The following is a 23,808-nucleotide window of genomic DNA, read 5'->3' as shown; positions in this document are numbered from 1 at the left end:
ACCATGGCTGAGCTGAAGGATCTTCCCCTTCGTGAAGAATTGCGTGGTTCCAGCGCCTATGGCGCCCCGCAGCTGACGGTAACCAACCAACTCAATACCAACGAGAATCCTTATCCGCCGTCGGAGGCGCTGGTGAAGGACATGGTGGAGGCCGTCGAGAAGCACGCACGCCAACTCAACCGCTACCCGGAGCGCGATGCCGTCGAGCTGCGCACGGCGCTGGCGGAATACGTCAGTGAGCAGACCGGTGTCACCGTGGGCGTGGAGAACGTGTGGGCAGCCAACGGTTCCAACGAGGTGCTCCAGCAGCTGCTGCAGGCCTTCGGTGGGCCGGGCCGCAGCGCGCTGGGATTTACGCCGAGCTACTCCATGCATCCGATCCTGTGCGCAGGTACACAGACCGAATTCATTTCCTGCCCGCGCGATGAGGACTTCCGCATCGATGAGGAGGCGGCTTTGGGGGCCGTCGCCAAGCACAGCCCCGACGTCGTCTTCATCACCACCCCGAACAACCCCACCGGTGATGTCACCCCGATCGAACTGGTGGAGAAGATCGCGCAGGCCGCGCCGGGCATCGTCATCGTGGACGAGGCCTACATGGAATTCTCGCCCTCGCCCTCAGCTACAACACTGCTGGCGAAGTACCCGACCAAGCTCGTAGTCTCGCGCACGATGTCCAAGGCCTTCGATTTCGCCGGCGGGCGCTTGGGCTACTTCGTGGCGGATCCCGCTTTCGTGGAAGCCGTGATGCTCGTCCGCTTGCCGTACCACCTCTCCGTGCTATCCCAGATCGCGGCCACAGTGGCTCTTGCTCACAAGGAGGAGACCTTGGGTACCGTGGCGAAGCTTTCGGCGGAGCGGGATCGGGTTGTCGCACGGCTCCAGGAACTTGGCTATTACGTGGTGCCGAGCGAATCCAACTTCGTCTCCTTTGGACGCTTTGCCGACCAACACGCGGTGTGGCAGGGATTCCTCGACCGCGATGTGCTGATCCGAGACAACGGCGTGCCGGGTCTCCTGCGCGCCACGATTGGGCTGCCCGAAGAGAATGACGCCTTCCTTTCGGCCGCGGCGGACTTGGCAGATACAGTAGAGATGACTAACTGAGAACTGAAACTTGAGCCCAGGCAAAGGCTCATGATGAAAAGAAGGAGCGTGGGACAATGAGCGCTGGTGAAGCTACACGCCACGACTTAGGCGACCGCATTGGCCGCGCAGAGCGCGTCACCGGGGAGACAAAGATCTCCGTCGAAATCAACCTCGATGGCACCGGCCAGGCGGATATTTCGACGGGGCTGCCGTTCTTTGACCACATGCTCAACGCTGTGTGTACCCACGGCTCCTTTGACCTTCAGGTGCACGCCGAAGGTGATATCCACATCGATGCCCACCACACGGTGGAAGACACCGCGATTGTGCTAGGCCGCGCTTTCCTCGAAGCGCTGGGGGATAAGTCCGGCATCCGCCGTTTCGGCTCCCAGCTTCTGCCCATGGATGAAACGCTGGTGGAGGCCGTCGTTGACATTTCTGGGCGGCCCTACTTTGTCATGAATGGCGAGCCGGAGAACTTGGAGTGGCAGGTTATTGGCGGGCACTACGCCACGGTGATCAACCGGCACTTCTTCGAAACCTTTGCCACACACTCGGCGACGACTCTGCACGTCAACGTGCGCTATGGGCGCGATCCGCACCACATCACGGAAGCCGAGTACAAGGCAGTGGCCCGCGCCCTGCGCCAGGCTACCGAGCGGGATCCGCGAGTAACCGGAGTTCCTTCGACGAAGGGAGCACTCTAAGACGCTATGAATGTCATGGTTCTCATTCTCTTTCTCGTCGCCGGTCTGCTCGTCGGCGGCGCGTGGGCGGCGTATCAGAACGGTTCAGTATTGCTGACTGTGGTCGCGGGCGCGCTCGCGGCGGTCGCCGTGGCCGCCGCGTTGGTCTGGTTCCTCGACATCTTTTCGGCAGGATTGGCGGCAAAGTGACAGATAACGCCCCTCAGAGTGTGTGGAAGGTTGCCGGCTTCAAGGAAACCATGATCGCGGTGGTTTCCGCCTTCGGCGCGTGGTCAGTCTTGCTACCCGTGGTGCCGTTGGCTGTGTTGGATTCCGGCGGATCGGCCACGCTGGCTGGCGCCACAACCGGCGTATTCATGCTGGCCACGGTGCTCACCCAAATGGCGACTCCGATGCTGCTGCGCATCTTTGGCTACCGGCCGATCATGGCGGCGTCGGCGCTGCTCTTGGGCGTGCCGGCGTTGGGCCACATGCTGGGCGACGCCGCCCCAATCGCCCTAGGCTTTTCCGCACTGCGCGGTATTGGCTTTGGTGCCCTGACGGTGTCAGAAAACGCGCTCATCGCGGAAATCACGCCGCGGCGCTTGTTGGGCAAGGCCACTGGAATCTTCGGCCTTTTTATCGGCGCGGCACAGATGGCCTTCCTGCCCGTCGGCCTTGCCGTCGCCGCAGCGTACAACTATAACGTGGTGTACCTCTTGGCCGCCGGCCTCGGCCTGCTGGGTTTCTTCACCTGCATCTTGGTACCGCAGATCAAGGCTGCCCCAGTGGGAGTGCCGGACCCATCGGATACCACTCCGCGTGCCCCAATGTGGAAGCTTGTGCTCGTGCCCGCACTGGCGTTGATGAGCTTCTCCGTGAGCTACGGCGTGGCTTCGAATTTCATTTCGCCGGCCGTGCGCGAATTGGATCCTGAACGCGGAGCGGTTTTGGGCGGCTTCATGCTGTCCGTGATTGGTGGCGCGGGCATGGTTGCGCGCTACGTCGCCGGTGTCGTGGCGGACCGGGTGGGCAAGCCTGGCACACTCATGATTCCGGCCCAGGCTTCCTCGGTTGTGGGTGTGGGACTCATCGCCGCCGTGCTGTGGCAAGAGTGGTCGGTATGGCTGCTCGTGTTCGGTACGGTCATCTACGGTGCCGGCTTCGGCATCGTTCAAAACGAGGCGCTGCTGTCGATGTTTGACCGCCTCCCACGCGAGCGGCTCTCCGAGGGTTCTGCGGTGTGGAACATCTTCTACGACGGTGGTACTGGCCTTGGTTCGACGGTCCTTGGCGCCGTCGTGGCGATGTCAGGATACAAAGGCGCTTTTTCCGCAGGTGCCGCCATCATTGCGGTGGGCTTGCTCATGACGGCTGCTGACCTAGCTTTGGGTAAGACCCGCGTGAGCGAACTCAATGACATCCAAACGCGCTTGCGCAGGATTAGAAGGCCGAGGAGGCCCGGAAAGGAGCCACGATGAGCTCACACGACGTAGTTGTCCTTGATTATGGTGCCGGCAACGTCCGCTCGGCTGTGCGCGCACTGGAACGGGTCGGCGCCACCGTGACGGTGACCGCAGACCCGAAGCTGGCGGTGGAAGCCGATGGCCTGCTGGTACCCGGCGTAGGCGCCTTCGCCGCCTGCATGGAAGGCCTGCGTGCGGCCCAGGGCCCACGGATCATTGGCCAACGCCTAGCTGGCGGCCGCCCAGTTCTCGGTATCTGCGTAGGAATGCAGATTCTCTTTGAGTCCGGTACAGAACACGGCGTTTATACGGAAGGCTGTGGTGAGTGGCCGGGGGAGGTGACCCGCTTGCAGTCGCCGGTTCTGCCCCACATGGGCTGGAACACCGTTGAGCTTCCCGACGATAGCCTTATGTTCCATGGCGTGAGCGCGCAGGATCGCTTCTACTTCGTGCACTCCTATGCCGCGCGGAGCTGGGAGCTCGAGACTGAAATCACTGAGCCGCCGAAGGTGGCGTGGTCCGAATATGGCGGTGACCGTTTTGTCGCCGCGGTAGAAAACGGTGCGCTATGGGCCACGCAATTTCATCCGGAGAAGTCGGGTGACGTCGGCTCGCAGCTGCTAAAGAACTGGATTGGAACGCTTTAAAGAGCCCACTCGAAAGGTAGACTACCCACCATGAGCTTTACACTGTTGCCCGCGGTTGATGTCGTCGACGGTCAGGCGGTTCGCCTTGATCAGGGAGAGGCCGGAACTGAAAAGCCCTATGGCTCGCCGCGTGAGGCCGCCCTTAAGTGGCAGGCCCAAGGCGCGCAGTGGCTGCACGCAGTAGATCTGGACGCAGCCTTTGGCCGCGGCTCCAACCACGAGCTGCTCGCTGAGATCACCACGAGCGTGGACCTTAACGTGGAGCTGACCGGAGGTATCCGGGATGATGACTCCTTGGCCCGTGCACTCGCCACCGGAGCCCGCCGCGTCAATATTGGTACCGCGGCTTTGGAGAACCCCGAATGGATTGCCAAGGTCTTGGCAGAGCATGGTGACCGCATCGCGGTTGATCTCGCAGTCCGGATGGTGGACGGCGAGTGGCGCACGCGCGGCAACGGCTGGGTTTCCGATGGTGGCGACCTCTGGGAGGTACTCGAGCGCCTCGACGCCGCTGGTTGCACTCGCTTCGTGGTGACGGACGTGTCCAAGGACGGGACGCTGCAAGGCCCCAACATCGAACTGCTGCGTGAGGTTGCGGCCGCCACGGAGGCAAAGGTAACAGCCTCCGGTGGGATTTCCACCCTTGATGATCTGCGTGAATTGGCCCTCTACGAAAATGAGGGAATTGATTCCGCCATCATCGGCAAGGCTCTCTATGAGGAGCGCTTCACACTGGAGGAGGCGCTCGCGGCGGTTGCGGAAGTTACTCCGTTGCCGGGCGAAGAATACATTGACCCGATCGAGGAGAGGTAGGCCAATGGCCCCGATGTCAGGAACCTCCGCGTCGGATCCGCGCGAACTCGTGGCCTTTGCAGAAGCAGCGGTGGACCAGGTTGATGATCTCTTCCGCCGGGGCCTCGGTGCAGCGCCCGCGCGTTTCAAGGGCGAAGGGGACTTTGCCACCGAGGTGGATTTGCTGATTGAACAGCAGCTGCGACTGACGCTGAACCAGCTCACCGGTATCCCGGTACTCGGTGAAGAATCAGGCGGCAGCCTTGAAGAAACGGTGTGGGTTGTGGATCCCGTGGATGGAACCGCGAACTACTCAGCCGGGAATCCATGCTGCGGCATTCTTGTCACGCTTATCCACGAAGCAAAGCCGGTTGTTGCAGTAGCGGATTTCCCTCTGCTACACCGCCGCGTCGTTGCGGCGCAGGGCATGCAGCTGCGAACCAGCGGCGGCCCCTCCACTGGTTTCGGTGGTGGCGAAGAAGCCCAGGGATTCGACGAGGCTCGTGGCCACGTGGGCTGCTCCTCGCACCTGCCGACGGGCCTGTTCAATGATCTCCGGGAGACCGGGCTGCGTCCCCGCATGACCGGGTCCGTGGGTCTGGATAATGCATTTGTGGCTCAAGGCGTGTTTGACGGCGCGGTGAATTTCTCGCCGCACCCGTGGGATAACGCGGCGGGTGCTCTCATGATCAAGGCTGCCGGTGGCCGCGTGAGTGATCCAGAAGGCAACGAGTGGACCGCGCATTCACAGGGATTCGTGGGCGGTACCCCGCAGGTGCATGCCACGATCTTGGATGCCATCGCCCGAAACCCCCGCGGAAGCCGTTGATAGGCGCTTGGCTTGCCTAGGACGCTAGCGCTCGTCGCTAGCGCCGCATACCGGACTTGAATTTCATCAATCGGCAGTTCGATTCGAGCTGCCTTTCATTTCGCTTTGAGCTTTAGGAGGATTGTCACCATGGCTCTTGCCGTGCGAGTGATCCCGTGCCTTGACGTTGATAATGGCCGCGTGGTCAAAGGCATTAACTTTGAAAACCTGCGTGATGCCGGCGACCCAGTCGAGTTGGCCGCCCATTACGACCGCGTGGGTGCTGATGAGCTGACTTTTCTCGACGTGTCAGCGTCGAAGGACGGCCGCGGTACCATGCTTGACGTCGTACGCCGCACCGCCGATCAGGTCTTTATCCCGCTGACCGTTGGCGGTGGAGTGCGGTCTGTCGACGACGTCCGCGAACTGCTGCGTGCCGGCGCCGATAAGGTCTCCGTCAACTCCTCTGCCATCGCGCGCCCAGAGCTACTGCGCGAGCTCGCGGATGTGTTTGGCTCGCAGTGCATTGTGTTGTCGGTGGATGCGCGCCGTGCTGCAGATTTCCCCAGCGGATTCGAGGTCACCACGCATGGCGGAACGCGTTCTGCGGGCCTCGATGCCGTGGAATGGGCCAAGCGCGGTGAGGACTTGGGCGTCGGCGAAATCTTGCTGAACTCCATGGACGGCGACGGAACCAAGGCGGGCTTCGATATCGAATTGATCGAGGCAGTGCGCGAGAAAGTTTCCGTTCCGATCATCGCCTCCGGCGGTGCGGGAAAGGCCGAGGACTTCCCACCGGCTGTTGACGCTGGAGCAGATGCGGTGCTGGCCGCCAGCATTTTCCACTTCGGAGAAGTGGGGATCTCCGAGGTCAAGCAGGCGCTAGCTGCGGCAGGCAAGGAGGTGCGACAGTGACGAGGAACAGCGACAACCCCACCACCGACCCAACGGCTGTCGGGGCTTATGAGCTGAGTGATGAGATTGCTCAGCAACTTAAGCGCAACGAGTTGGGGCTTGTTCCAGCCATCGTGCAGTCGGAGCGCGGTGAGGTGCTCATGTTGGCGTGGATGGATGACCATGCCTTGGCCTACACGTTGGCGACGCGCCGCGGAACCTACTATTCACGTTCCCGCCGCGAGTATTGGATCAAAGGCCTAACATCCGGCAACACCCAAGAGGTGGTCGGCGCGCGCTTGGATTGCGATGGTGACACCATCCTGCTCACCGTTCGTCAGCGCGGCGGGGCATGCCATACCGGTGACCGGACCTGTTTCGATGCACGTGATCTCTTAGGGGAGGAGAATGATGGCTAAGCGCATTGGGCCCTTGTTGATGTTTGTCGGTGCCATCCTATTGTGGCTGTCTTCCCGCATGACGTGGGTAAAGGCTGCGGTTGAGGATGATAAGGCCGGCTCCAGCGTTGCGGAGCTATCGGGTTCCTTGTGGTCCCTCGAGCTCATCGCGTTGAGCGTTGTGGTCCTCGCTGGCGGTGTTGCGGCCTTCGCGCTACGGCGCACCGGCCGCCGAATCGTATCTGGCCTCACAGCACTTGCCGCGGCGGCTGCGGGATGGCGGCCTGTTGCGTTGCTGACCGCCGGCCCGGAGGCGGAGCGCGCCGAGGAACTGCTGCAGGGAGGCACGAATGATACCTCCGTGGAGTCCACGACCATTTCTGACTGGGCCACGGTGCTCTCCGCGGATGCCTCGACTGCCGGCCCTGTCCTCGCCCTCGTCGGCGCTGCACTCGCGCTCTTTGGTGCGGTCATGGTGGCCAGCAATCCGGGAGGCGATAAGCCCCGCTCCGCCAAATATGAGACACCAGCTGTACGGCAGGAGCGCCTGCAGGAAGATCTAGAAACCTCCCAGGATTCTGGCCGCGTGATGTGGGACGCTTTGGACGCCGATATCGACCCCACAGATCCTCGCACCACCTAGGGGAGGTGGCGGCACGAGCCACCGGCTCGTCTCATCTCCACCACGGGGTGTTGCGCTGATAGAAGGGGACCCCGGATTTCTGGTTGGAGGTAAGAGCGCGCTAGCCTAAGTGTGATCTCGAACTCCATCCTGTTTCTTTCATTGAGTTTCCTTCGGGGAAGGGAGGTGCTCCATGCCTACCCCGATTGCCGTCGATCACCTCGTGGCCGGCGTACTAGCTGATGTCGCCGCGCGGGAGGCCCGCGTTCCCTTCAAGGAAGTAAAGGCGCGTTCCCGAGACATGGATGCCCCGCGCGATGCTGCACAGGCTTTGCTGCGTCCGGGATGCTCTATCATTACCGAAATAAAGCGCGCCGTACCTTATGGCGGTGAAATTGCGCATTTGGAGAGCCCGCAGTCCGTGGCAGCGTTGGCGCATAGCCTGGAGGAAGCCGGAGTGCATGTGATGGCGTGTCAAACGGATCGCCGCCGCTTCCACGGTTCCCTCGAAGACATGCGGGCGGCCCGGTCCGCCGTTGACATACCGATGCTATGCCGCGACACCATCGTCGACCCCTATCAGATCCATGAGGCGCGGTGCTATGGGGCGGATGCGATTCCCCTGCAAGTGGAGCTGCTCGACCAGGCTCGCCTCGAGTCTCTCCTAGACCGCGTGGAATCTCTCGGCATGACCGCCATCCTGGAAGTTCGTACGTGCGCTGAGGTGGATCGCGTCATTAAGGCAGGGGGAACTGTCGTGGCGATCAACGCGTGGTCTTTGGCCTCCGATGCTATTAATCGGGAGGCCTTTTCTACTATTTCGCCGGGTCTTCCTGAGAGCATGACGCGCATCGCGGTGGGTGGGGTCAATAGCCCGCGAAACGTGTTGTCTTATGCTTCTCAGGGCGCTGATGCCATCTTGGTCGGTGAGTCCATCATGGCTGCCCAAGACCCCATGGCCTTGGCGCGTTCTTTGGTGGCTACCGGCCAGCATCCGGCGTGCCCTTCGCGCAGGACCTAGACGCGTTGTAGTGGGCGTTATTTTCAGGCACACTGTTTCCCGTGCAAATTTACAATCTCGCCAACATTCCCTCTCCGCCGCAAGGCGTGTGGCATCTAGGTCCGGTCCCAATTCGCGCTTATGCCATGTGCATCATCGTCGGCATCCTCGTTGCGATGTGGATGACGCTGCGCCGCTATACTGCCCGCGGTGGAAACCCGGATGTGGTGTGGGATGCGGCCTTGGTGGTGATACCGGCCGGAATTATTGGTGGGCGCCTCTACCACGTGATTACGGATAACGAAAAGTACTTCTGTTCCACGTGCAATCCAGTTGATGCGCTGAAGATTACCAACGGCGGCCTCGGCATTTGGGGCGCAGTGGCGCTGGGCGCAATAGCGGTGTGGATCATGTTCAAGGTTAAAGGCATCCCATTGGGGCCATTTGCGGACGCCGTCGCGCCCGGACTTGTCTTGGCCCAAGCTATCGGGCGCTTGGGTAATTGGTTCAATCAGGAGCTCTACGGCCGTGAAACCACGGTTCCGTGGGCCTTGGACATCTACTACCGAGTAAATGACAGCGGCGCGTACGCACCAATCAGCGGACGCTCGACCGGGGAAGTAGTGACCTCAGTGCATCCGACCTTCCTCTATGAACTGCTGTGGAATGTGGCGGTGTGTGTGTTCCTGCTGTGGGCGCACAAGGCGTTCAAACTCGGCCATGGGCGTGTGTTCGCGCTGTACGTTGCCGGATACACGGCGGGGCGGTTCGTTGTAGAAAACATGCGCGCTGATGAGGCCACGCACATCTTCGGGTTGCGCGTCAACGTCATCGTTTCGGTGGTCTGCTTCGTTGTTGCGCTCATCGTGTACTTCCGGTTGCCACGTGGGCAGGAGTCACCGGAGGAAGTGGATCCCGCTCGTTCCGCGGAAGTTGACAAGAATGGTGGCTCCGCAGGCTTTAATTAGGTACGGCTTTCGTAGCGTCTGCCTGTTTTAGGCGCTGAAAACAGAAAAAGTAGCCGGGATCACACACGGTGTTTTTGAGCTCTTATTCGGAAGCCTGAGGTTCCGAATGATGAGTACGAAATGCCCAGATGTGCCCGGGTATTCCCGTTTGTTGCCGAATATTTGGGGCTTTGCTCAGTCCTGGAGAGCACTCGGGACGAGGCTTGAAAACGCGCTATGAGCGTCATTCGTAGTGGCCGAGACCAGTAAACCGGGGTAGTTTGGGAACCGTTAGAAGCTCCCGATGTGAGTAAGGCATTCCATGTTGGATAGAAGAACCAAAATCGTTTGTACGTTGGGTCCCGCGGTAGCAAGCAAGGAAGGAATCCTTGGCCTCGTTGAAGCGGGCATGGACGTGGCGCGTCTGAACATGTCTCACGGCGAGCACGCGGATCATGAAGCGAACTATCGCTGGGTCCGCGAGGCCACCGATGAGACCGGCCACGCCGTCGGTGTGTTGGCGGACTTGCAGGGTCCGAAGATCCGTCTGGGTCGCTTCATCAACGGTGAAGAGATGTGGAAGGACGGCGAGATCGTCCGCATCACTGTTGAGGACGTGGAAGGCACGCACGACCGCGTGTCCACCACATACAAGAACCTGGCGAAGGACGCGAAGCCGGGTGACCGCCTGCTTATCGACGATGGCAAGGTCGCCGTCGTGTGCAAGGAAGTCGATGGCAACGACGTCGTCTGTGAGGTCACCGAAGGCGGTCCGGTCTCGAACAACAAGGGCGTGTCCCTGCCGGGCATGGACATTTCCGTCCCGGCCCTGTCGGAAAAGGACATCGCAGATCTCCGCTTCGCCTTGAAGCTTGGTGTCGACCTGATTGCTCTGTCCTTCGTGCGTTCCCCGGCCGACGTGGACAAGGTCCACGAGATTATGGATGAGGAAGGCCGCCGCGTTCCGGTCATCGCCAAGCTGGAGAAGCCGGAAGCTGTCGATGCCCTCGAATCCATCGTGCTGGCATTCGATGCCATCATGATTGCCCGCGGTGACCTCGGCGTCGAGGTGCCGCTGGAGCAGGTTCCGCTGTTCCAAAAGCGAGCCATCCAGATTGCGCGTGAGAACGCCAAGCCGGTAATCGTGGCAACACAGATGCTCGATTCCATGATTTCCAATCTGCGGCCGACCCGCGCGGAGGCGTCCGACGTTGCCAACGCAGTGCTCGACGGCGCCGATGCAGTCATGCTCTCCGGCGAGACGTCCGTGGGCATCGACCCACAGAATGTCGTGCGCACCATGTCCAAGATCGTCGCGAATGCCGAGCAGGGTGGCCGCGTTCCTCCGCTGACGCACGTTCCGCGCACCAAGCGCGGTGTCGTGTCCTACTCCGCACGCGATATCGCTGAGCGCCTTAACGCGAAGGCAATCGTGGCGTTCACCACCTCCGGTGATACCGCAAAGCGCGTGGCTCGTTTGCACTCGCCGCTGCCGCTGCTTGCCTTTACCCCGCATCCGGCCGTGCGCTCGCAGTTGGCTTTGACCTGGGGCGCCGAGACCTTCCTGAGTGAATCGGTGGAGTCCACCGATAACATGATGGAAGCCATCGATGAGGCGCTGCTGGGGATGGATAAGTACAAGGAAGGCGACATGATCGTCGTCATCGCCGGTACGCCTCCTGGAATCTCCGGTAACACCAACATGATTCAGGTCCACGAGCTGGGTCAGACGCTGCGCGATAAGTAGGGCTCTCGCGCAGTAAGGCAACGCCGCCTCACTCGGCCTCTTTCCCGCAATTGCGGAAGGGGGGGAATTGAGTGGGGCGGCGCTTTTGCCTTGAAGGAGTCTTGAAGGACTACCCATCTAAGGGTTAATAGGCACTAGCGCGCCTATTAACCCCGTCTACCTAGACGTTGGCGATGGGAGTCGGGGCCAGCTTCCACACCTCGTTGGCGTAGTCGGCGATTGTGCGGTCAGAGGAGAAGCGGCCGGAGTAGCAGATATTAAGCCATGCCTTCTTGGCCCATGCCAGCTCATCAGCGTCATAGTCGGCTGCCATGCGGTCACGGGTCTCGCGGTAGTCGGCAAAGTCCCCAAGAACGTAGTAGGTGTCCTGGGCGTGCTCGCCAAATCCATCGAGCAAGGAGGAGCGAAGATCTCCAAACATGCCCGCATTTTCAGAGCCCAGCGTGCCATCGGTGAAGGCGTCGAGGACGCGTGCCAAGCCCGGAACCGTGTTGTAGAGCTCACCTGGGTTGTACTCGGCGCGCAGCTGCGGGATCTCCTCGTTGCGGGCACCGAAGATGTAGGCGTTTTCTTCGCCCACTGCCTCGACGATCTCCACGTTGGCGCCGTCCATGGTGCCCAAGGTCAGGGCACCGTTCATCATGAACTTCATGTTGGAGGTACCGGAGGCTTCCTTGCCAGCGACGGAAATCTGCTCGGAGACGTCAGCGGCCGGGATGATGTGCTCGGCGGGGGAGACGTTGTAGTTCTCAACGAAGACCACGTTGAGCACGTCCTTGGTGGCTGGGTCGTTGTTGACCACGTCGCCGATGGCGTTGATGAGCTTGATGATGGCCTTGGCGCGGACATAGCCCGGGGCGGCCTTCGCGCCGAAGATGAAGGTGCGCTTCGGGACGGTTTCGCCGTCGACCTTGATGCGGAAGTACAGGTCCAGGATGTAGAGTGCGTTCATCAGCTGGCGCTTGTACTCGTGCAGGCGCTTAATCTGGACGTCGAAGATGGAATCCGGGTCTACGGATGCGCCTTGGTGCGCGTCAATCCAGGCGGCGAAATCCTGCTTGTTGGCGCGCTTGATATTGATGAGTTGGCGCAGTACCTTCTCATCCTCTGCCAAAGGAGCCAGCTTCGCCAGCTCAGTCAGATCGGTGACCCAGGCATCGGAGCCAGCTTGTTCTGTGAGCAGGTCGGACAGGCGCGGGTTGCACATGCGCAGCCAGCGGCGCGGGGTCACACCGTTGGTCTTGTTGTTGAACTTCTCCGGCCACAGCTCGTGCCACTCGGAGAGCGTGTCCGCCTTGATGATTTCGGTGTGCAGGGCAGCGACGCCGTTGATGGAGTACGCGGCATAGCAGGCGATCCACGCCATGTGGACGTGGCCGTCGGATACCGGGGCCATGTAGTCGATGCGGCCCCGATCCAAGCCGCGTTGGGCCATGTCCTCGCGGAAGCGGCGGTCGATCTCTTCCACCAGTTCCCAGATGCGCCAGAACAGCTTCTGGAAGATGGACACTTCCCAGCTCTCCAGGGCCTCAGCCAGCACCGTGTGGTTGGTGTAGGCGAAGGTCTCGGTGACGACCTTCCAGGCTTCATCCCAGCCCATCCCGTGTTCGTCGAGAAGCAGGCGGAGCAATTCCGGGATGGCCAGCACCGGGTGGGTGTCATTGAGCTGGATGCAGTTGTACTCAGCGAAGCCGGTGAGGTCCTCGCCGTGGTGCTCGATGTAGTTATCGATCATCTGCTGCAGCGAGGCCGATACGAAGAAGTACTGCTGACGGACGCGCAGGACCTTGCCCTCGTAGGTGGTGTCGTTGGGGTAGAGCACGCGGCAGATGTCCATGACGCGCTCGCGCTCCACGATGGCCTCGGTGAAGCGCTGCGAGTTGAAGGCATCGTAATCGAATTCATCGATGGGTTCGGACTTCCACAGGCGCAGGGTGCCCACGTTATCGGTGCCATAACCGGTGATCGGCATGTCATAGGGGATGGCGCGCACGTCCATGTCGTCGAAGTGGACTAGGCGCTGCTCGGAAGCGCGGCGAATGATGAAGTCGTAGCCGTTTTCCATCCATGCATCCGGCTCCTCGCGCTGGAAACCGTTGTCGAAGGACTGGCGGAACAAGCCATAGCGGTACAAGAGACCATAGCCGGTCACCGGGTAGTCCTGGGTGACGGCGGAGTCGAGGAAGCAGGCGGCGAGGCGGCCCAAGCCGCCGTTGCCGAGTGCGGCATCGTGCTCGGCTTCGAGGACATCAGCCAACTCGTGGCCCGCAGCCTTAGTAGCGGCGCGGGCCTCATCGACGAGACCGACGTTGGTGAGGTTGTTGAGCAGGGCACGACCCTGCAGGAACTCAGCGGAGAAGTAGTGCTGCTGACGAGTGGCAGCGTAGGCGCTGCGGGTGGCCTCCCAATTGTCTGCAATCTGCTCCATCACCGAGGAAGACAGACCGGACCAAAACTTGCGGTCGGTCGCACGAGAGGGGGAGACGCCGGCTGCGGCGCGAACGTGTCCAGGAACTGCGGATTGGAAATCGGAGTGCTGGGGTTGGCTCATGAGAATCCCTTCACTTGAGGCATATAAATGCGGAAAAAATACCAACTCCCAAGCTTAACCAGTTCTGTATGCACCTGCAGACCAGGACACTGACCAACGTTTCACGCAGACCGTGACGCCGAGTGGCGTTGGGCACAGAGGCTTAGCGGCCGAGGAAAGACAGAACGGCGGCGGCCCCGGCGCGAGTGGCCGAGCGCATCGTGGGCTCATAGTCCGGTAGGAAGGTGGCCTGGTGGTTAACGGGCGGGTTGTCGAGGAGGTTTTCCGGTGTGGAGCCGATGAACCAGAAGTAATAAGGCACGCCCCAGGCCTGCGGGAGATAGCAAAAGTCCTCGGAGACGGTGGAGGGTGCGGCGGTGACGGAGAGCTTGCCGAAGACCTCGTCGAAGGCGGCGCGAACAGCCTGGTGGGTGGCAGCGTCGTTATCGGTGACCTCGCCGTGAGCGAAGTATTCGAAGGTCGGTGCTGCCGGGCACCCGGACGCCTCGCATTCGGCGCGCACCATGCGCTCGAGGGAGGCGTAGACGCGCTCGGCCAATTCCGGTTTGTAATAACGCGTGTTGAGCACTAGCTCGGCGCCACCTGGAATGATGTTGTTCTTATCACCCGAATGTAGCTCGCCCACCGAGATGACGAAGAAGTCATGGGGAGGAACTTCGCGGCCGACGATGGCCTGCAGACGCGTGACCACCATGGCGGCCACATAGGAGGGGTCGATGGCTTCGTGCGGCATGGAGGCGTGCACCGAGCGCCCCGTGATGCGAATGCGAAGGGAGTCGCAGCCGGCCAGGATGGGGCCGGCGGTGGATTGGACTTGCCCGGCGGGGCCCGGCATGACGTGCTGGCCGAAGCACACATCCGGTGCAGGGACGCGCTCGGTGAGCCCGTCGGCGATCATGTATTTGGCACCCATGGACGATTCTTCGGCGGGCTGGAACAGTGCTAGGAAGGTGCCGCGCCAGGCGTTGCGGTGGGCGTCGAGAATCGCGCACGCGCCGAGCAACGCGGTGGCGTGCACATCGTGCCCGCAGGCATGCATCGCGCCGTTGGTCGAGGCGAAGGGGACGCCGGTTTCCTCGGCTACGGGGAGGGCATCGAAATCGGCCCGCATCAGCGCGGTGGGGCCATCCCCATTGCGGAAGATAGCGACGATACCGTGTCCGCCGATGCCGGTGACGAGTTCACAATCGTAGTTTTCTAGTTGTTCCAGAATCCGCCCGGCGGTGCGTTCCTCTTCATGGGAAAGCTCAGGGTGGGCATGCAGATCCTCGTAGAAGGCCCGTTGCCAGCTGAGATCGACGGAATCGTCCACTAAGAGCTCGGTCAGACGCGAAAGTGTGGGATCTGCCATAGTTACTGTCCTCCAAGTTTGGGTAGGGTTACCTACATGCCATTGATTCACTTTGATGTTCTGGTGCCGGATGCCCAAGCCGAGCGTGTGGCCGAAAACTTTAGTACTGCCACCCACAAGCTGGTGGACAATAACTCGCTGGCCTCTGCTGAGGTTACTCGCGTGCACGAGCCCGCACTCCCGGAGGGGCTGGAAGAGCAGCTGCGCCAAACCTACCGGGAGGAGCATGAAGAACGTGACCTCGAAGACGCAAATGTTTACCGCTACGCCATCGACGTCGATGGCGTGAAGGGGTCCGTTAACCAGCTGACCATGGTCCTCGCGCGCCTGTTAACTCCGCATTCGGTCTTGCCGAAGGATCACGTGTTGCTGGAGGATGAGCTCGCCCACGAGCGTCCGGCCATCTTCCCGTGGGCGGTGCAGGTAACCCCTTAGTCCTGCAGAGAAGCTTTAGCCCCTTGCAGAGAGCTAGCTCTGTAGAAAGCTGTGGACGAGGCGTTCGGCTGCGGAGCTCAAGCGCTGGGCGACGTCCCCGCGTTCATCCCCGTCGAGCTCCTCTAGGAGCGCGCCTTGCGGCGCCGGTGCCGTAGCGGAGCCAGCGATGATGCCCAGCGTCGGCGGCCCGGTCATCTCCGCCAGCGTGCCCACGACTTTTCCGGTGAGCGATTGATCGTCGAAGCGCCCCTCACCGGTGAGGACGAGATCAGCCTCGGCGATGCGCGCGGGCAGGTCGAGCGCCTCGGCCACATAGCGCCCGCCGGGAACGATGCGGCAGTGCTCCGCCGTGCCCCACAGTGTGCGTGAGAGCCAGCTTAAGGCGATGGGGATGCCGCCGGCGGCACCCAAGAACTCCGCTTGCAGGTCGGTATCCGTGACCTCGCATAGCTTCAGCATCGCGCCGGCGAGCAGCGCCACCTGTTCGCCCTCGGCGCCCTTTTGAGGGCCGTACATCGTCGCGGCCTGGATGGGAACGGCGCGCGTGTCGGTGACCAAGGTGTAGTCCAGCATGGCCGCCTTCATGTTGAGCTGTGCGGTGTCAATGTGATCGAGGTTGACCAGCGGGGCGCCGCCTTTGGGCAGGGCGTAGCCGCGGGAATCGTGGGCGGCGGCGCCGAGCGCGGCGAGGATGCCGAGCCCGCCGTCGATGCTGGCGCTGCCGCCAAGCCCCAAGACGATGTGCTTGGCGCCGCGCGATTCGGCGTCGGCAAGCAGCACTCCCGTGCCATAGGAATCCGCGTGGAGCGGATCGAGGGCGTCGGAGACAGCGGGCAGGCCGGTGGCCGCCGCGACGTCGATGAAGGCCGTGTCACCCACGAGCTGGTAGCTGGCCTCGGTGAGGCGCCCGATGGCATCGGTGGTGGGCAGCGTAATGGTCTGGCCCGCCGTACCGTCGCGGTGAACGGCAGCGCTGGCGAGTACCTCCGCGGTGCCCTCGCCACCATCGGCCATAGGGAGAGTGGTTACCTGTGCCGTAGCGGCGTGCGGGGAGGAGCCGAGGGCGCGGCGCGCGCCCAAAGCAATGGCGGCAGCGGCTTCGGCGGCAGTGGCGGTGCCTTTAAAAGAGTCGGGGGCAACAAGTATGCGCATGTTCATGAGTATATGGAAGCGGAAACGGGAAAAAATTTTCGCCCTCTGACCTGCCTTTAATAAATTTCCCCGTACGCTCGTCTTGCAATTTAGGTCGATTGATAGAAAACTAGCGGTTGTTCAACGGAGGACGCACCAGCAGCTAAACACGGTGCCGAATGAAAGGATTGCCATGTCCATCGACCAGCAAATCTCCGACTATTACAGCAAGCTTCTCAAGCGTAATGCTGGTGAACCGGAATTCCACCAGGCGCTCGCTGAGGTCCTGGATTCCCTCAAGATCGTCCTCAACAAGGACCCTCACTACGCTGATTATGGCTTGGTCGAGCGGCTGTGCGAACCCGAGCGCCAGCTCATCTTCCGTGTCCCGTGGGTGGATGACAACGGCCAGATTCAGGTCAACCGCGGCTTCCGCGTGCAATTCAACTCGGCCCTCGGCCCGTACAAGGGCGGCCTGCGCTTCCACCCGAGCGTGAACCTGGGCATCATCAAGTTCCTTGGCTTCGAGCAGATTTTTAAGAACTCGCTGACCGGCCTTCCCATCGGCGGCGGCAAAGGCGGTTCTGACTTCGACCCGAAGGGCAAGTCCGAAGCCGAGGTCATGCGCTTTTGCCAGTCCTTCATGACGGAGCTGCACAACCACATCGGTGAGTACCGCGATGTGCCGGCCGGCGATATCGGCGTGGGCGGCCGCGAAATCGGATTCCTGTTTGGCCAGTACCGCCGCTTAGAAAACAAGCACGAGTCCGGGGTCCTCACGGGCAAGGGGCTGACCTGGGGTGGCTCCCTCGTGCGCACTGAGGCCACCGGTTACGGCCTGGTGTATCTGACCTCGGAGATGATGAAGACCCACGGCGAGTCCTTCGACGGCGCCAAAGTCATTGTTTCCGGCTCCGGCAACGTTGCTATCTACGCCGCCGAGAAGGTTCAGCAGCTCGGCGGAACCGTCGTGGCGATGTCCGATTCCTCCGGCTACATCACGACGCCGAACGGCGTGGACTTGGAGCTGCTCAAAGACATCAAGGAAGTACGCCGCGAGCGCATCTCTACCTACGCCGGCGAGGCTGGCGCGGGCGTGGAGTACCACGAGGGCGGCAACGTATGGGAGGTCAGCGCCGACGTTGCCCTGCCGTGTGCGACCCAAAACGAGCTCGACGGCGATGACGCCAAGCTCCTGGTAAAGAACCACATCCGCTACGTTGCTGAGGGTGCAAACATGCCGTGTACCCCGGAAGCCGCGCACTACTTCGGGGAGAGCGGAATCGCCTTCGCGCCGGGCAAGGCCGCGAATGCGGGCGGTGTGGCAACCTCCGCGCTGGAGATGCAGCAGAACGCATCCCGCGACTCCTGGTCCTTCGAGTACACCGACCAGCGCCTGCATGAGATCATGTCCAATATCTTCCGCAACATCGACAAGACCTCCAAGGAATACGGCCTGGAAGGTGACTACGTGGCGGGCGCCAACATTGCCGGCTTCAAGAAGGTGGCCGACGCCATGCTGGCCCAAGGCGTAATCTAGCCGTTTCCTTATCTCTGTATCCGCGCTTAACCTCCTCGCTTGCCGGGGAGGTTTTCGCCATTTCTTCCCGCGTGGGATACGTCGCAGTGTGCGTGCGCTTGGATAGGCTGGTGCCATGTACCGCGTATTTGAGTCCCTCGATGAACTTGTTCGCAATCTGGAACAGGCCTATGCCGTTCCCATGACCTCCAACTGCATGGTTCCGCGCCACGAAATGCTGGCGCTTCTCGACGATCTTCGCAACGCCCTCCCCGTTGAAATGGATGACGCCCAGGACGTCCTAGACAAGCAGGACGAGATCCTCCAGGGTGCTGAGGAGCGCGCGGAGCAGATTATTTCTGAGGCCACCGCCGAGGCCGATGACACCGTTGCCCGTGCGCGTGAGGACTCAGACGCCATGCTTGCCGACGCTCAACACCGCGCCACCACCTTGGTAGCCCAGGCGGAAGATGAGGCCACCAACCTCGTAGAGAACGCACGCTCCGACGCCGAGCGCACCCGCGCCCAGGCGGATGAGGAGTACCAGCGCGCCGTCGCAGCAGGCCAAGCCGAGCAGGACCGTTTGGTCTCCGAATCCGAGGTTGTGCGCCGCGCCGACGATGAGGCGCACCGCATTGTGGAGACCGCGCACTCTGAGTCCAACCGCCTGCGCACCGAGTGCGATGAATTCGTTGACGCCAAGCTCGGGGAGTTCGAGACCACCTTGTCCGATCTCTTGCGTACCGTCAACAACGATCGCTCCGCGCTGCGGCGGGGCGCCGGCGTGCGTTCCCGCGGTGAATCACATGGTGAGGGACGAAGCGCTGTGCGCGAGACCCGGGAGCCTGTGCGCCGTGCGCCGCGTGCGCCCCGTGATTACTAAGCCGAATTGTTGAATTAAGGTGCGGGCAACTACCTAGTGGTGACGCTTCGGCGTAGCCGAAGCGAGGTCGAGTGAAGCGAGGTAGAGTCCTGCGCCGCAGCGCGCGCCTGTTCCGCGCGGCGAATCCGGGCGGCTTCCTTGGCCGGCATGGTGCTTAAGGCTGCGGCCAATCCCGCGGCGACGAGGCCCGGCAGTGCATAAAGCACCCACATAATGCCGAAGTCCGTGCCCGTGGTGTGAGGCTCGGGGATGGGGCCCCAGGCGGCGTCGACAAGCAACAGCACCACATCGACCGCACCGACGGTCAGCATCATCACACCAATCCCCATGCCGGCGGCAGAAAAGGACTCGCGCGCGCTCCACGCGATGAGCGCGGCACACAGCGAGAACAGCGCCGATGAGAGTATGACGATAGGCCCAAAATGCAGGGGAAGAAAGGACACCGCGCCCACGGCCAATCCCGCAAGGGCGCTGGCGAGGGCCGCGCGGTGCAGGGAGAGGCCGGCATCGCCGAAAATGCTGGGGCGGACTCGCGTGATGAGGTGGCGGCAGGTCACTCCTACGACGGTCAGGACCACGGCGGGGACAAGGCACTGCAAGGGAAAGCTGAGCGCGAGTTCACGTGCCGTGGCGCCCAGAGACGCCGTGTCGGTCGCGGTGTAGCTCATGGAGTTTTAGGCTAAAAGCCACAGGCGAAAGAATCGAGCCTTGTGGGCAAGCGCTTAAGCGGCTATGACCCAACATTCAGGCCCTTGCCAGTCTAGGGCGCGTGGGTCAGCACAGGGTAAGCTGGTGGGCGTTATGAAATCACCATTGAAGTTCGACGTGACGGAATTGCTCCGCAGCCAAGGAGCTGAAGCGCTGCCTGAGCACCGCGTGCAAACCGGACCCGCCCCCGAGCGCATCGGCGTGGAAATGATCGGCATCCCGGAAGGTGCTGAGGTTAAGGTGGACGCCACCTTGACGCCGTTGGGCTCCGGCGTGTTGGTGGACGCTGATATCACCGGCACCCTCAGCGGCGAATGCGCACGCTGCTTAGCTGAGCTACATCCAGCACTAGATCTCCACGTATCCCAGGTTTTCTCCGCGGATGAGTCCTTCATCAGCGGAGATGAAACAGAGGAAGAGGATCGCGGTTCCGGCGATGAGATCCCCGAGATTGAGGACGGTGTCCTTGACCTCCTGCAGACCGTGATCGATGAGGCAGGTTTGGTGCTTCCTTTCGCGCCGACGTGTGAGGATGGCTGTGAAGTAGATGTTCCCGAAGGCGTGACCACGGGGGTCTCCGGGGAAGAAGAGCGCGTCGATCCGCGGTGGTCTGGGTTGGAGAAATTCCTATGAGCAAGAAGAAGAAACTCACCGGCGAGCAGGCACTTGCCGTAGCATTCGCGGAGGTAGACCACGGTCCGCTGCTCAAGGCACTCGGCGTGGAACTCAACGATGAGCTGCTGTGTTTGGCGCTGACGCACCGTTCCTTTGCCAACGAGAACGGTCACCTGCCCAACAATGAGCGTCTGGAGTTCCTCGGGGACGCGGTCTTGGGCTTGTCCATCGCGGCCAAGCTCTACGAAAAGTTCCCATCGCGCCCCGAATCGGACATCTCGAAGATGCGCGCTTCCATTGTTTCGCGCTACGGCTTGTCTGACGTAGCCCGTGAAATCGGGGTGGGCCAACACGTCCTGTTGGGCAAGGGTGAACAATCTACCGGCGGCCGTGACAAGGACTCCATCTTGGCCGATACCACCGAGGCCATCTTGGGGGCCATCTACCGCCAGCATGGTTTCGAAGTCGCCCGCGGGGTGGTGCTGCGGCTGTTTGCCGCCAAGGTTGAGAACGCCGTGGTATCCGGCCGCCACATGGACTGGAAGACGACCTTGCAGGAGCTGTGCGCCGAGCTGAAGGCAGCGATGCCCGTGTATTCGGCCACCTCGACCGGCCCCGAGCACGATCAGACCTTTAATGCCGTTGCCACGGTGGCCGGTTTGACCGTGGGTAGGGGAACGGGACACAACAAGAAGCTTGCGGAGCAGCAGGCGGCGGAAGAAGCCTGCCAGGCGCTGCGTGAGACCCCGTTGCTGGTGCAGGGCACCGCCGGCAAAGAGAACTAACCCACGAGGACTCGATGCCAGAGCTGCCTGAAGTTGAGTCCGTCCGCCGCGGGCTCGAGCCCTACGTCGTGGGGCGATCCTTCGCGGCGGTCGATGTCCTTCACCCGCGCGCCAATCGCAAGCAGGAGGCACCGCTGTCCGCGCTGCTCGTGGGCAGGAGGATCGCCGCGGTGGCGCGCCGCGGCAAGTTCATGTGGCTGGAGTTTGCCGATGAGGACCGCACTGATCCTGCCCGCGATGTGCTCTTTATCCACCTCGGAATGTCGGGGCAGGTGCGGATCGGTGAGGTGGATTCACCCCACGTGCGCATCGCCGCCGTGCTTGACGACGCCACCCGCATCAGCTTCGTCGACCAGCGCACTTTTGGCTATTGGCATCTCGGCCCGTGGCTCACCATGGCGCATATCGCGCCCGATCCCCTCGAAGCAGACTTTGACCTCACCGCGGCGGGGAGGCGCCTGCGCGCAAAACGTACGGCGGTGAAAGTTGCCCTGCTGGATCAAACTGTGCTCAGCGGAGTGGGCAATATCTATGCGGATGAGGCGCTGTGGGCGGCTCAGATTTCTCCGTTGAAGAAGGCCAGCGCCCTGCGGCAGCGCGATGCCGTCGCGGTGATTTCCGCGGCCACCGACGTTATGCGCTCCGCCCTTGAGGTTGGCGGGACCAGCTTTGACGCGCTGTACGTCAACGTCAACGGCGAATCCGGGTATTTTGACCGTTCCTTGCATGCCTATGGGCGTGGCGGGCAGCCCTGTGATCGCTGCGGCGAGGACATCGTGAAAACCGTGTTGGGCGGGCGCGGTACCCACTATTGCCCGTCCTGTCAGCGCCGTGGGGTGGGGAAGTAGTTAGGCTCCAACTAGGCCGATGGCGGGGGTTGTCACTAGTGTGTAACGTATGCAAGAAATCTTCAGCACCGTGATCGGTGTCATTAACGACAGCCTGTGGTCCTATGTCCTGCCATGGCTGCTTATCGCTGCTGGCCTTTACTTCGGTATCCGCACCGCTTTGGTGCAGGTCCGCATGGTGCCGGATATGTTCAAAGCGGTCGTCGAAAAGCCCAAGGGGGTCGGCGTCGATGAGGACGCCGATTACGGCGGTATTTCTGCCTTCAAGGCGTTCACCATCTCGGCGGCGTCGCGTGTGGGCACCGGCAACGTCGCGGGTGTGGCCGTAGCAATTTCTGTGGGCGGGCCCGGCGCTGTGTTCTGGATGTGGCTCATCGCCATCCTGGGTGGCGCAACTGCGTTCGTGGAGTCCACGCTGGCCCAGTTGTGGAAGGTCCGCGAGGGGGATACCTACCGCGGCGGCCCGGCCTACTACATGTCCCGCGGTCTGGGCTGGAAGCCCTTGGCAACCATTTTCTCCGTCGCCATCGCCATTACTTTTGGTTGGTTCTACAACGCTTTCCAGACCAACGCTATCTCTGATTCCTTGGCGGCCTCCTTCGGACAGGATTCCGGTGCCTTCAAGGCGGGCGTGGGTATTGCCGTCGTTGCCGTAGCTGGCCTCATCATTATCGGTGGTGTTCAGCGCATCGCCTCGATGACTCAGTTCATCGTGCCGTTTATGGCCGGTGCCTACCTCATCATGGGCTTCATCGTGGTGGTCCTTAACTTTGACAAGGTGCCGGACATGTTTGTCTCCATCGTCGGCTCTGCCTTCGGCTTCCGTGAGGCTGCTGGCGCGACACTGGGCATGGCCATGCTGAAGGGCATCCAGCGCGGCCTGTTCTCCAACGAGGCCGGCGAAGGTTCGGCGCCGAACGCGGCAGCAACGGCGACGGTCTCCCACCCCGTGAAGCAGGGCCTTGTGCAGACCCTCGGCGTGTACTTCGACACCCTGGTGGTGTGTACGATTACTGCCTTCATCATTCTGCTGGGCACCGAGTTCGAGACCTTTGGCTCCGACGCGATTGAGGGCGTGACCCTCACCCAGAACGCGCTGTCCAATGTGGTCGGCGAGTGGGGCATCCACTTCGTCACGTTCATCCTGTTCTTCTTGGCATTCTCCTCGATTCTGGGTAACTACTACCTTGCAGAGTCCAACGTGGAGTACCTCTCCGGGAAGAAGTGGGTACTGTGGGCCTTCCGCCTCATCGTGTTGGCCTTCGTCTTCTACGGCGCGGTGGCCCCGCTGGGTACCGTGTTCGACCTGGCGGATACGGGTGCCGCCATCATGGTGCTGCTCAACGTGTGCGCCATCGTGCCGCTGTGCGGCGTGGCCATCAAGCTGCTGAAGAACTACAACGAGCAGCGCCGCAAGGGCCTGGATCCCGTCTTCCACCGTGATATGCTGCCGGAACTGCAGAACGTCGAGTGCTGGGATGGTACCGATCCTGTGACGCGCCGCAGCGCGGAGGACCGCCGCCGTCTCGATCACGAATTTGACTTGAGCGACCGCACAAACTTGAGGGAGTACTAGATGGCAGACACGGCAGCAGCCTCTGCGGGTCATGAACGCCTCACAGCTTTCGTACTTGGCCACGTCCAAGGCGTGGGCTTTCGCTGGTGGACGCGTTCCCGGGCCCTCGAACTAGGGCTGGCTGGGCACGCGACGAACCTTCAGGACGGACGCGTCCAGGTGGTTGCTGAAGGCCCGCGAGCTGACTGCGAGAAGCTGCTGTCCTTGCTGCGCGAAGAGCCGTCAACCACGCGCCGCCCGGGCGTTGTGAACGCCGTGGTGGAGCAGTGGGCCGCACCGCGCGGTGAGTCGGGCTTCATCGAGCGCTAAA

Annotated in this window: 25 protein-coding genes; 21 read left to right on the top strand and 4 right to left on the bottom strand. The window is 61.8% G+C overall.

The window, feature by feature from the left end; translation table 11 throughout:
* The first annotated feature begins 3 nt into the window (after positions 1-3).
* From R3O64_RS08425 to pyk, 13 genes are all read left to right on the top strand, one after another.
* Complete coding sequence (locus tag R3O64_RS08425; RefSeq protein WP_250224147.1) at positions 4-1,107, top strand: histidinol-phosphate transaminase; 1,104 nt, start codon at positions 4-6, stop codon at positions 1,105-1,107.
* Between the two features lie 56 nt (positions 1,108-1,163).
* Positions 1,164-1,796, top strand: coding sequence for an imidazoleglycerol-phosphate dehydratase HisB (gene hisB / locus R3O64_RS08420; protein ID WP_070533257.1), 633 nt, complete (start codon positions 1,164-1,166; stop codon positions 1,794-1,796).
* Positions 1,797-1,802: 6 nt separating this feature from the next.
* Complete coding sequence (locus tag R3O64_RS08415; protein WP_070519941.1) at positions 1,803-1,985, top strand: hypothetical protein; 183 nt, start codon at positions 1,803-1,805, stop codon at positions 1,983-1,985.
* 50 nt (positions 1,986-2,035) lie between these two features.
* Complete coding sequence (locus R3O64_RS08410; RefSeq protein ID WP_250224175.1) at positions 2,036-3,256, top strand: MFS transporter; 1,221 nt, start codon at positions 2,036-2,038, stop codon at positions 3,254-3,256.
* Positions 3,253-3,888 carry an imidazole glycerol phosphate synthase subunit HisH gene (gene hisH / locus R3O64_RS08405; RefSeq protein WP_143334926.1) on the top strand — a complete coding sequence of 212 codons (636 nt, stop codon included), beginning with the start codon at positions 3,253-3,255 and terminating at the stop codon, positions 3,886-3,888. Before R3O64_RS08410 ends, hisH begins: the two co-directional genes overlap by 4 nt.
* 30 nt (positions 3,889-3,918) lie before the next feature.
* The gene (priA, locus tag R3O64_RS08400) at positions 3,919-4,701 is read left to right on the top strand and encodes a bifunctional 1-(5-phosphoribosyl)-5-((5-phosphoribosylamino)methylideneamino)imidazole-4-carboxamide isomerase/phosphoribosylanthranilate isomerase PriA (RefSeq protein WP_070519945.1); all 783 of its coding nucleotides are present in this window, start codon (positions 3,919-3,921) and stop codon (positions 4,699-4,701) included.
* Positions 4,702-4,705: 4 nt separating this feature from the next.
* Complete coding sequence (locus tag R3O64_RS08395) at positions 4,706-5,509, top strand: inositol monophosphatase family protein (RefSeq protein WP_070533252.1); 804 nt, start codon at positions 4,706-4,708, stop codon at positions 5,507-5,509.
* A gap of 129 nt (positions 5,510-5,638) precedes the next feature.
* Complete coding sequence (hisF, locus tag R3O64_RS08390) at positions 5,639-6,403, top strand: imidazole glycerol phosphate synthase subunit HisF (protein WP_250224146.1); 765 nt, start codon at positions 5,639-5,641, stop codon at positions 6,401-6,403.
* A complete protein-coding gene (hisI, locus tag R3O64_RS08385; protein WP_070685352.1) occupies positions 6,400-6,801 on the top strand; it encodes a phosphoribosyl-AMP cyclohydrolase in 402 nt (133 codons plus the stop codon). Before hisF ends, hisI begins: the two co-directional genes overlap by 4 nt.
* Positions 6,794-7,423 (top strand): TIGR02234 family membrane protein, encoded by a 630-nt coding sequence (locus R3O64_RS08380; RefSeq protein ID WP_185963198.1) that lies wholly within the window; start codon positions 6,794-6,796, stop codon positions 7,421-7,423. Before hisI ends, R3O64_RS08380 begins: the two co-directional genes overlap by 8 nt.
* Positions 7,424-7,595: 172 nt before the next feature.
* Entirely contained in the window at positions 7,596-8,423 is an 828-nt protein-coding gene (locus tag R3O64_RS08375) for an indole-3-glycerol phosphate synthase TrpC (protein ID WP_070519958.1), read from the top strand.
* A 41-nt stretch (positions 8,424-8,464) separates the two neighbouring features.
* Positions 8,465-9,370 carry a prolipoprotein diacylglyceryl transferase gene (lgt, locus tag R3O64_RS08370; RefSeq protein WP_144675235.1) on the top strand — a complete coding sequence of 302 codons (906 nt, stop codon included), beginning with the start codon at positions 8,465-8,467 and terminating at the stop codon, positions 9,368-9,370.
* A 304-nt stretch (positions 9,371-9,674) separates the two neighbouring features.
* On the top strand, positions 9,675-11,096 hold the full coding sequence (gene pyk, locus R3O64_RS08365; RefSeq protein WP_070520168.1) for a pyruvate kinase: 1,422 nt from the start codon (positions 9,675-9,677) through the stop codon (positions 11,094-11,096).
* Positions 11,097-11,256: 160 nt separating this feature from the next.
* On the opposite strand, the gene R3O64_RS08360 is transcribed toward pyk, so the two are convergent.
* Together R3O64_RS08360 and R3O64_RS08355 are read right to left on the bottom strand one after the other, a co-directional pair.
* The gene (locus tag R3O64_RS08360) at positions 11,257-13,647 is read right to left on the bottom strand and encodes a glycogen/starch/alpha-glucan phosphorylase (RefSeq protein ID WP_339016679.1); all 2,391 of its coding nucleotides are present in this window, start codon (positions 13,645-13,647) and stop codon (positions 11,257-11,259) included.
* Between the two features lie 142 nt (positions 13,648-13,789).
* Positions 13,790-14,998, bottom strand: coding sequence for an amidohydrolase (locus R3O64_RS08355; RefSeq protein WP_339016678.1), 1,209 nt, complete (start codon positions 14,996-14,998; stop codon positions 13,790-13,792).
* A gap of 36 nt (positions 14,999-15,034) precedes the next feature.
* On the opposite strand from R3O64_RS08355, the gene R3O64_RS08350 reads away from it, so the two are divergent.
* Positions 15,035-15,433, top strand: coding sequence for a hypothetical protein (locus R3O64_RS08350; RefSeq protein WP_154761818.1), 399 nt, complete (start codon positions 15,035-15,037; stop codon positions 15,431-15,433).
* A 33-nt stretch (positions 15,434-15,466) separates the two neighbouring features.
* On the opposite strand, the gene R3O64_RS08345 is transcribed toward R3O64_RS08350, so the two are convergent.
* On the bottom strand, positions 15,467-16,585 hold the full coding sequence (locus tag R3O64_RS08345) for a glycerate kinase (protein WP_257964702.1): 1,119 nt from the start codon (positions 16,583-16,585) through the stop codon (positions 15,467-15,469).
* A gap of 172 nt (positions 16,586-16,757) precedes the next feature.
* On the opposite strand from R3O64_RS08345, the gene gdhA reads away from it, so the two are divergent.
* Together gdhA and R3O64_RS08335 are read left to right on the top strand one after the other, a co-directional pair.
* The gene (gene gdhA / locus R3O64_RS08340) at positions 16,758-18,104 is read left to right on the top strand and encodes an NADP-specific glutamate dehydrogenase (RefSeq protein WP_070533237.1); all 1,347 of its coding nucleotides are present in this window, start codon (positions 16,758-16,760) and stop codon (positions 18,102-18,104) included.
* A gap of 115 nt (positions 18,105-18,219) precedes the next feature.
* Complete coding sequence (locus R3O64_RS08335) at positions 18,220-18,966, top strand: DivIVA domain-containing protein (RefSeq protein WP_070519973.1); 747 nt, start codon at positions 18,220-18,222, stop codon at positions 18,964-18,966.
* A gap of 29 nt (positions 18,967-18,995) precedes the next feature.
* On the opposite strand, the gene R3O64_RS08330 is transcribed toward R3O64_RS08335, so the two are convergent.
* A complete protein-coding gene (locus tag R3O64_RS08330; protein WP_232755531.1) occupies positions 18,996-19,634 on the bottom strand; it encodes a hypothetical protein in 639 nt (212 codons plus the stop codon).
* Positions 19,635-19,767: 133 nt separating this feature from the next.
* Here R3O64_RS08330 and R3O64_RS08325 point away from each other — a divergent pair, with 133 nt between their 5' ends.
* The 5 genes from R3O64_RS08325 to R3O64_RS08305 are packed head-to-tail and all read left to right on the top strand — an operon-like array spanning position 19,768 to position 23,807.
* Positions 19,768-20,307: a YceD family protein gene (locus R3O64_RS08325; RefSeq protein WP_070519975.1), complete on the top strand. Its 540-nt coding sequence runs from the start codon at positions 19,768-19,770 to the stop codon at positions 20,305-20,307.
* Positions 20,304-21,074, top strand: coding sequence for a ribonuclease III (gene rnc / locus R3O64_RS08320; protein ID WP_070519978.1), 771 nt, complete (start codon positions 20,304-20,306; stop codon positions 21,072-21,074). Before R3O64_RS08325 ends, rnc begins: the two co-directional genes overlap by 4 nt.
* A gap of 14 nt (positions 21,075-21,088) precedes the next feature.
* Positions 21,089-21,922, top strand: coding sequence for a bifunctional DNA-formamidopyrimidine glycosylase/DNA-(apurinic or apyrimidinic site) lyase (mutM, locus tag R3O64_RS08315; RefSeq protein WP_070533235.1), 834 nt, complete (start codon positions 21,089-21,091; stop codon positions 21,920-21,922).
* A gap of 49 nt (positions 21,923-21,971) precedes the next feature.
* Positions 21,972-23,498 (top strand): alanine/glycine:cation symporter family protein, encoded by a 1,527-nt coding sequence (locus tag R3O64_RS08310; RefSeq protein ID WP_070533234.1) that lies wholly within the window; start codon positions 21,972-21,974, stop codon positions 23,496-23,498.
* On the top strand, positions 23,499-23,807 hold the full coding sequence (locus tag R3O64_RS08305; protein WP_070533232.1) for an acylphosphatase: 309 nt from the start codon (positions 23,499-23,501) through the stop codon (positions 23,805-23,807). It abuts the gene before it with no gap.
* Position 23,808: the final 1 nt, after the last annotated feature.

Origin of the sequence: Corynebacterium hesseae (assembly GCF_037850265.1) — a bacterium.
Taxonomy (GTDB): Bacteria; Actinomycetota; Actinomycetes; order Mycobacteriales; family Mycobacteriaceae; genus Corynebacterium; species Corynebacterium hesseae.
The sequence above is the reverse complement of the archived record's forward strand: the minus strand, read 5'-3'. Positions and strand labels throughout refer to the sequence as shown.

What these genes read in the sequence shown, in the direction of transcription:
- R3O64_RS08310 (WP_070533234.1), top strand. Translation starts at nt 21,972, where the DNA reads ATGCAAGAAATCTTCAGCACCGTGATCGGTGTCATTAACGACAGCCTG.
- hisF (WP_250224146.1), top strand. Translation starts at nt 5,639, where the DNA reads ATGGCTCTTGCCGTGCGAGTGATCCCGTGCCTTGACGTTGATAATGGC.
- hisB (WP_070533257.1), top strand. Translation starts at nt 1,164, where the DNA reads ATGAGCGCTGGTGAAGCTACACGCCACGACTTAGGCGACCGCATTGGC.
- hisH (WP_143334926.1), top strand. Translation starts at nt 3,253, where the DNA reads ATGAGCTCACACGACGTAGTTGTCCTTGATTATGGTGCCGGCAACGTC.
- R3O64_RS08425 (WP_250224147.1), top strand. Translation starts at nt 4, where the DNA reads ATGGCTGAGCTGAAGGATCTTCCCCTTCGTGAAGAATTGCGTGGTTCC.
- R3O64_RS08360 (WP_339016679.1), bottom strand. Translation starts at nt 13,647, where the DNA reads ATGAGCCAACCCCAGCACTCCGATTTCCAATCCGCAGTTCCTGGACAC.
- R3O64_RS08335 (WP_070519973.1), top strand. Translation starts at nt 18,220, where the DNA reads ATGTACCGCGTATTTGAGTCCCTCGATGAACTTGTTCGCAATCTGGAA.
- R3O64_RS08350 (WP_154761818.1), top strand. Translation starts at nt 15,035, where the DNA reads ATGCCATTGATTCACTTTGATGTTCTGGTGCCGGATGCCCAAGCCGAG.
- priA (WP_070519945.1), top strand. Translation starts at nt 3,919, where the DNA reads ATGAGCTTTACACTGTTGCCCGCGGTTGATGTCGTCGACGGTCAGGCG.
- R3O64_RS08305 (WP_070533232.1), top strand. Translation starts at nt 23,499, where the DNA reads ATGGCAGACACGGCAGCAGCCTCTGCGGGTCATGAACGCCTCACAGCT.
- R3O64_RS08410 (WP_250224175.1), top strand. Translation starts at nt 2,036, where the DNA reads ATGATCGCGGTGGTTTCCGCCTTCGGCGCGTGGTCAGTCTTGCTACCC.
- R3O64_RS08415 (WP_070519941.1), top strand. Translation starts at nt 1,803, where the DNA reads ATGAATGTCATGGTTCTCATTCTCTTTCTCGTCGCCGGTCTGCTCGTC.
- R3O64_RS08375 (WP_070519958.1), top strand. Translation starts at nt 7,596, where the DNA reads ATGCCTACCCCGATTGCCGTCGATCACCTCGTGGCCGGCGTACTAGCT.
- rnc (WP_070519978.1), top strand. Translation starts at nt 20,304, where the DNA reads ATGAGCAAGAAGAAGAAACTCACCGGCGAGCAGGCACTTGCCGTAGCA.
- R3O64_RS08355 (WP_339016678.1), bottom strand. Translation starts at nt 14,998, where the DNA reads ATGGCAGATCCCACACTTTCGCGTCTGACCGAGCTCTTAGTGGACGAT.
- gdhA (WP_070533237.1), top strand. Translation starts at nt 16,758, where the DNA reads ATGTCCATCGACCAGCAAATCTCCGACTATTACAGCAAGCTTCTCAAG.
- R3O64_RS08325 (WP_070519975.1), top strand. Translation starts at nt 19,768, where the DNA reads ATGAAATCACCATTGAAGTTCGACGTGACGGAATTGCTCCGCAGCCAA.
- R3O64_RS08380 (WP_185963198.1), top strand. Translation starts at nt 6,794, where the DNA reads ATGGCTAAGCGCATTGGGCCCTTGTTGATGTTTGTCGGTGCCATCCTA.
- R3O64_RS08345 (WP_257964702.1), bottom strand. Translation starts at nt 16,585, where the DNA reads ATGCGCATACTTGTTGCCCCCGACTCTTTTAAAGGCACCGCCACTGCC.
- R3O64_RS08395 (WP_070533252.1), top strand. Translation starts at nt 4,706, where the DNA reads ATGGCCCCGATGTCAGGAACCTCCGCGTCGGATCCGCGCGAACTCGTG.
- R3O64_RS08330 (WP_232755531.1), bottom strand. Translation starts at nt 19,634, where the DNA reads ATGAGCTACACCGCGACCGACACGGCGTCTCTGGGCGCCACGGCACGT.
- mutM (WP_070533235.1), top strand. Translation starts at nt 21,089, where the DNA reads ATGCCAGAGCTGCCTGAAGTTGAGTCCGTCCGCCGCGGGCTCGAGCCC.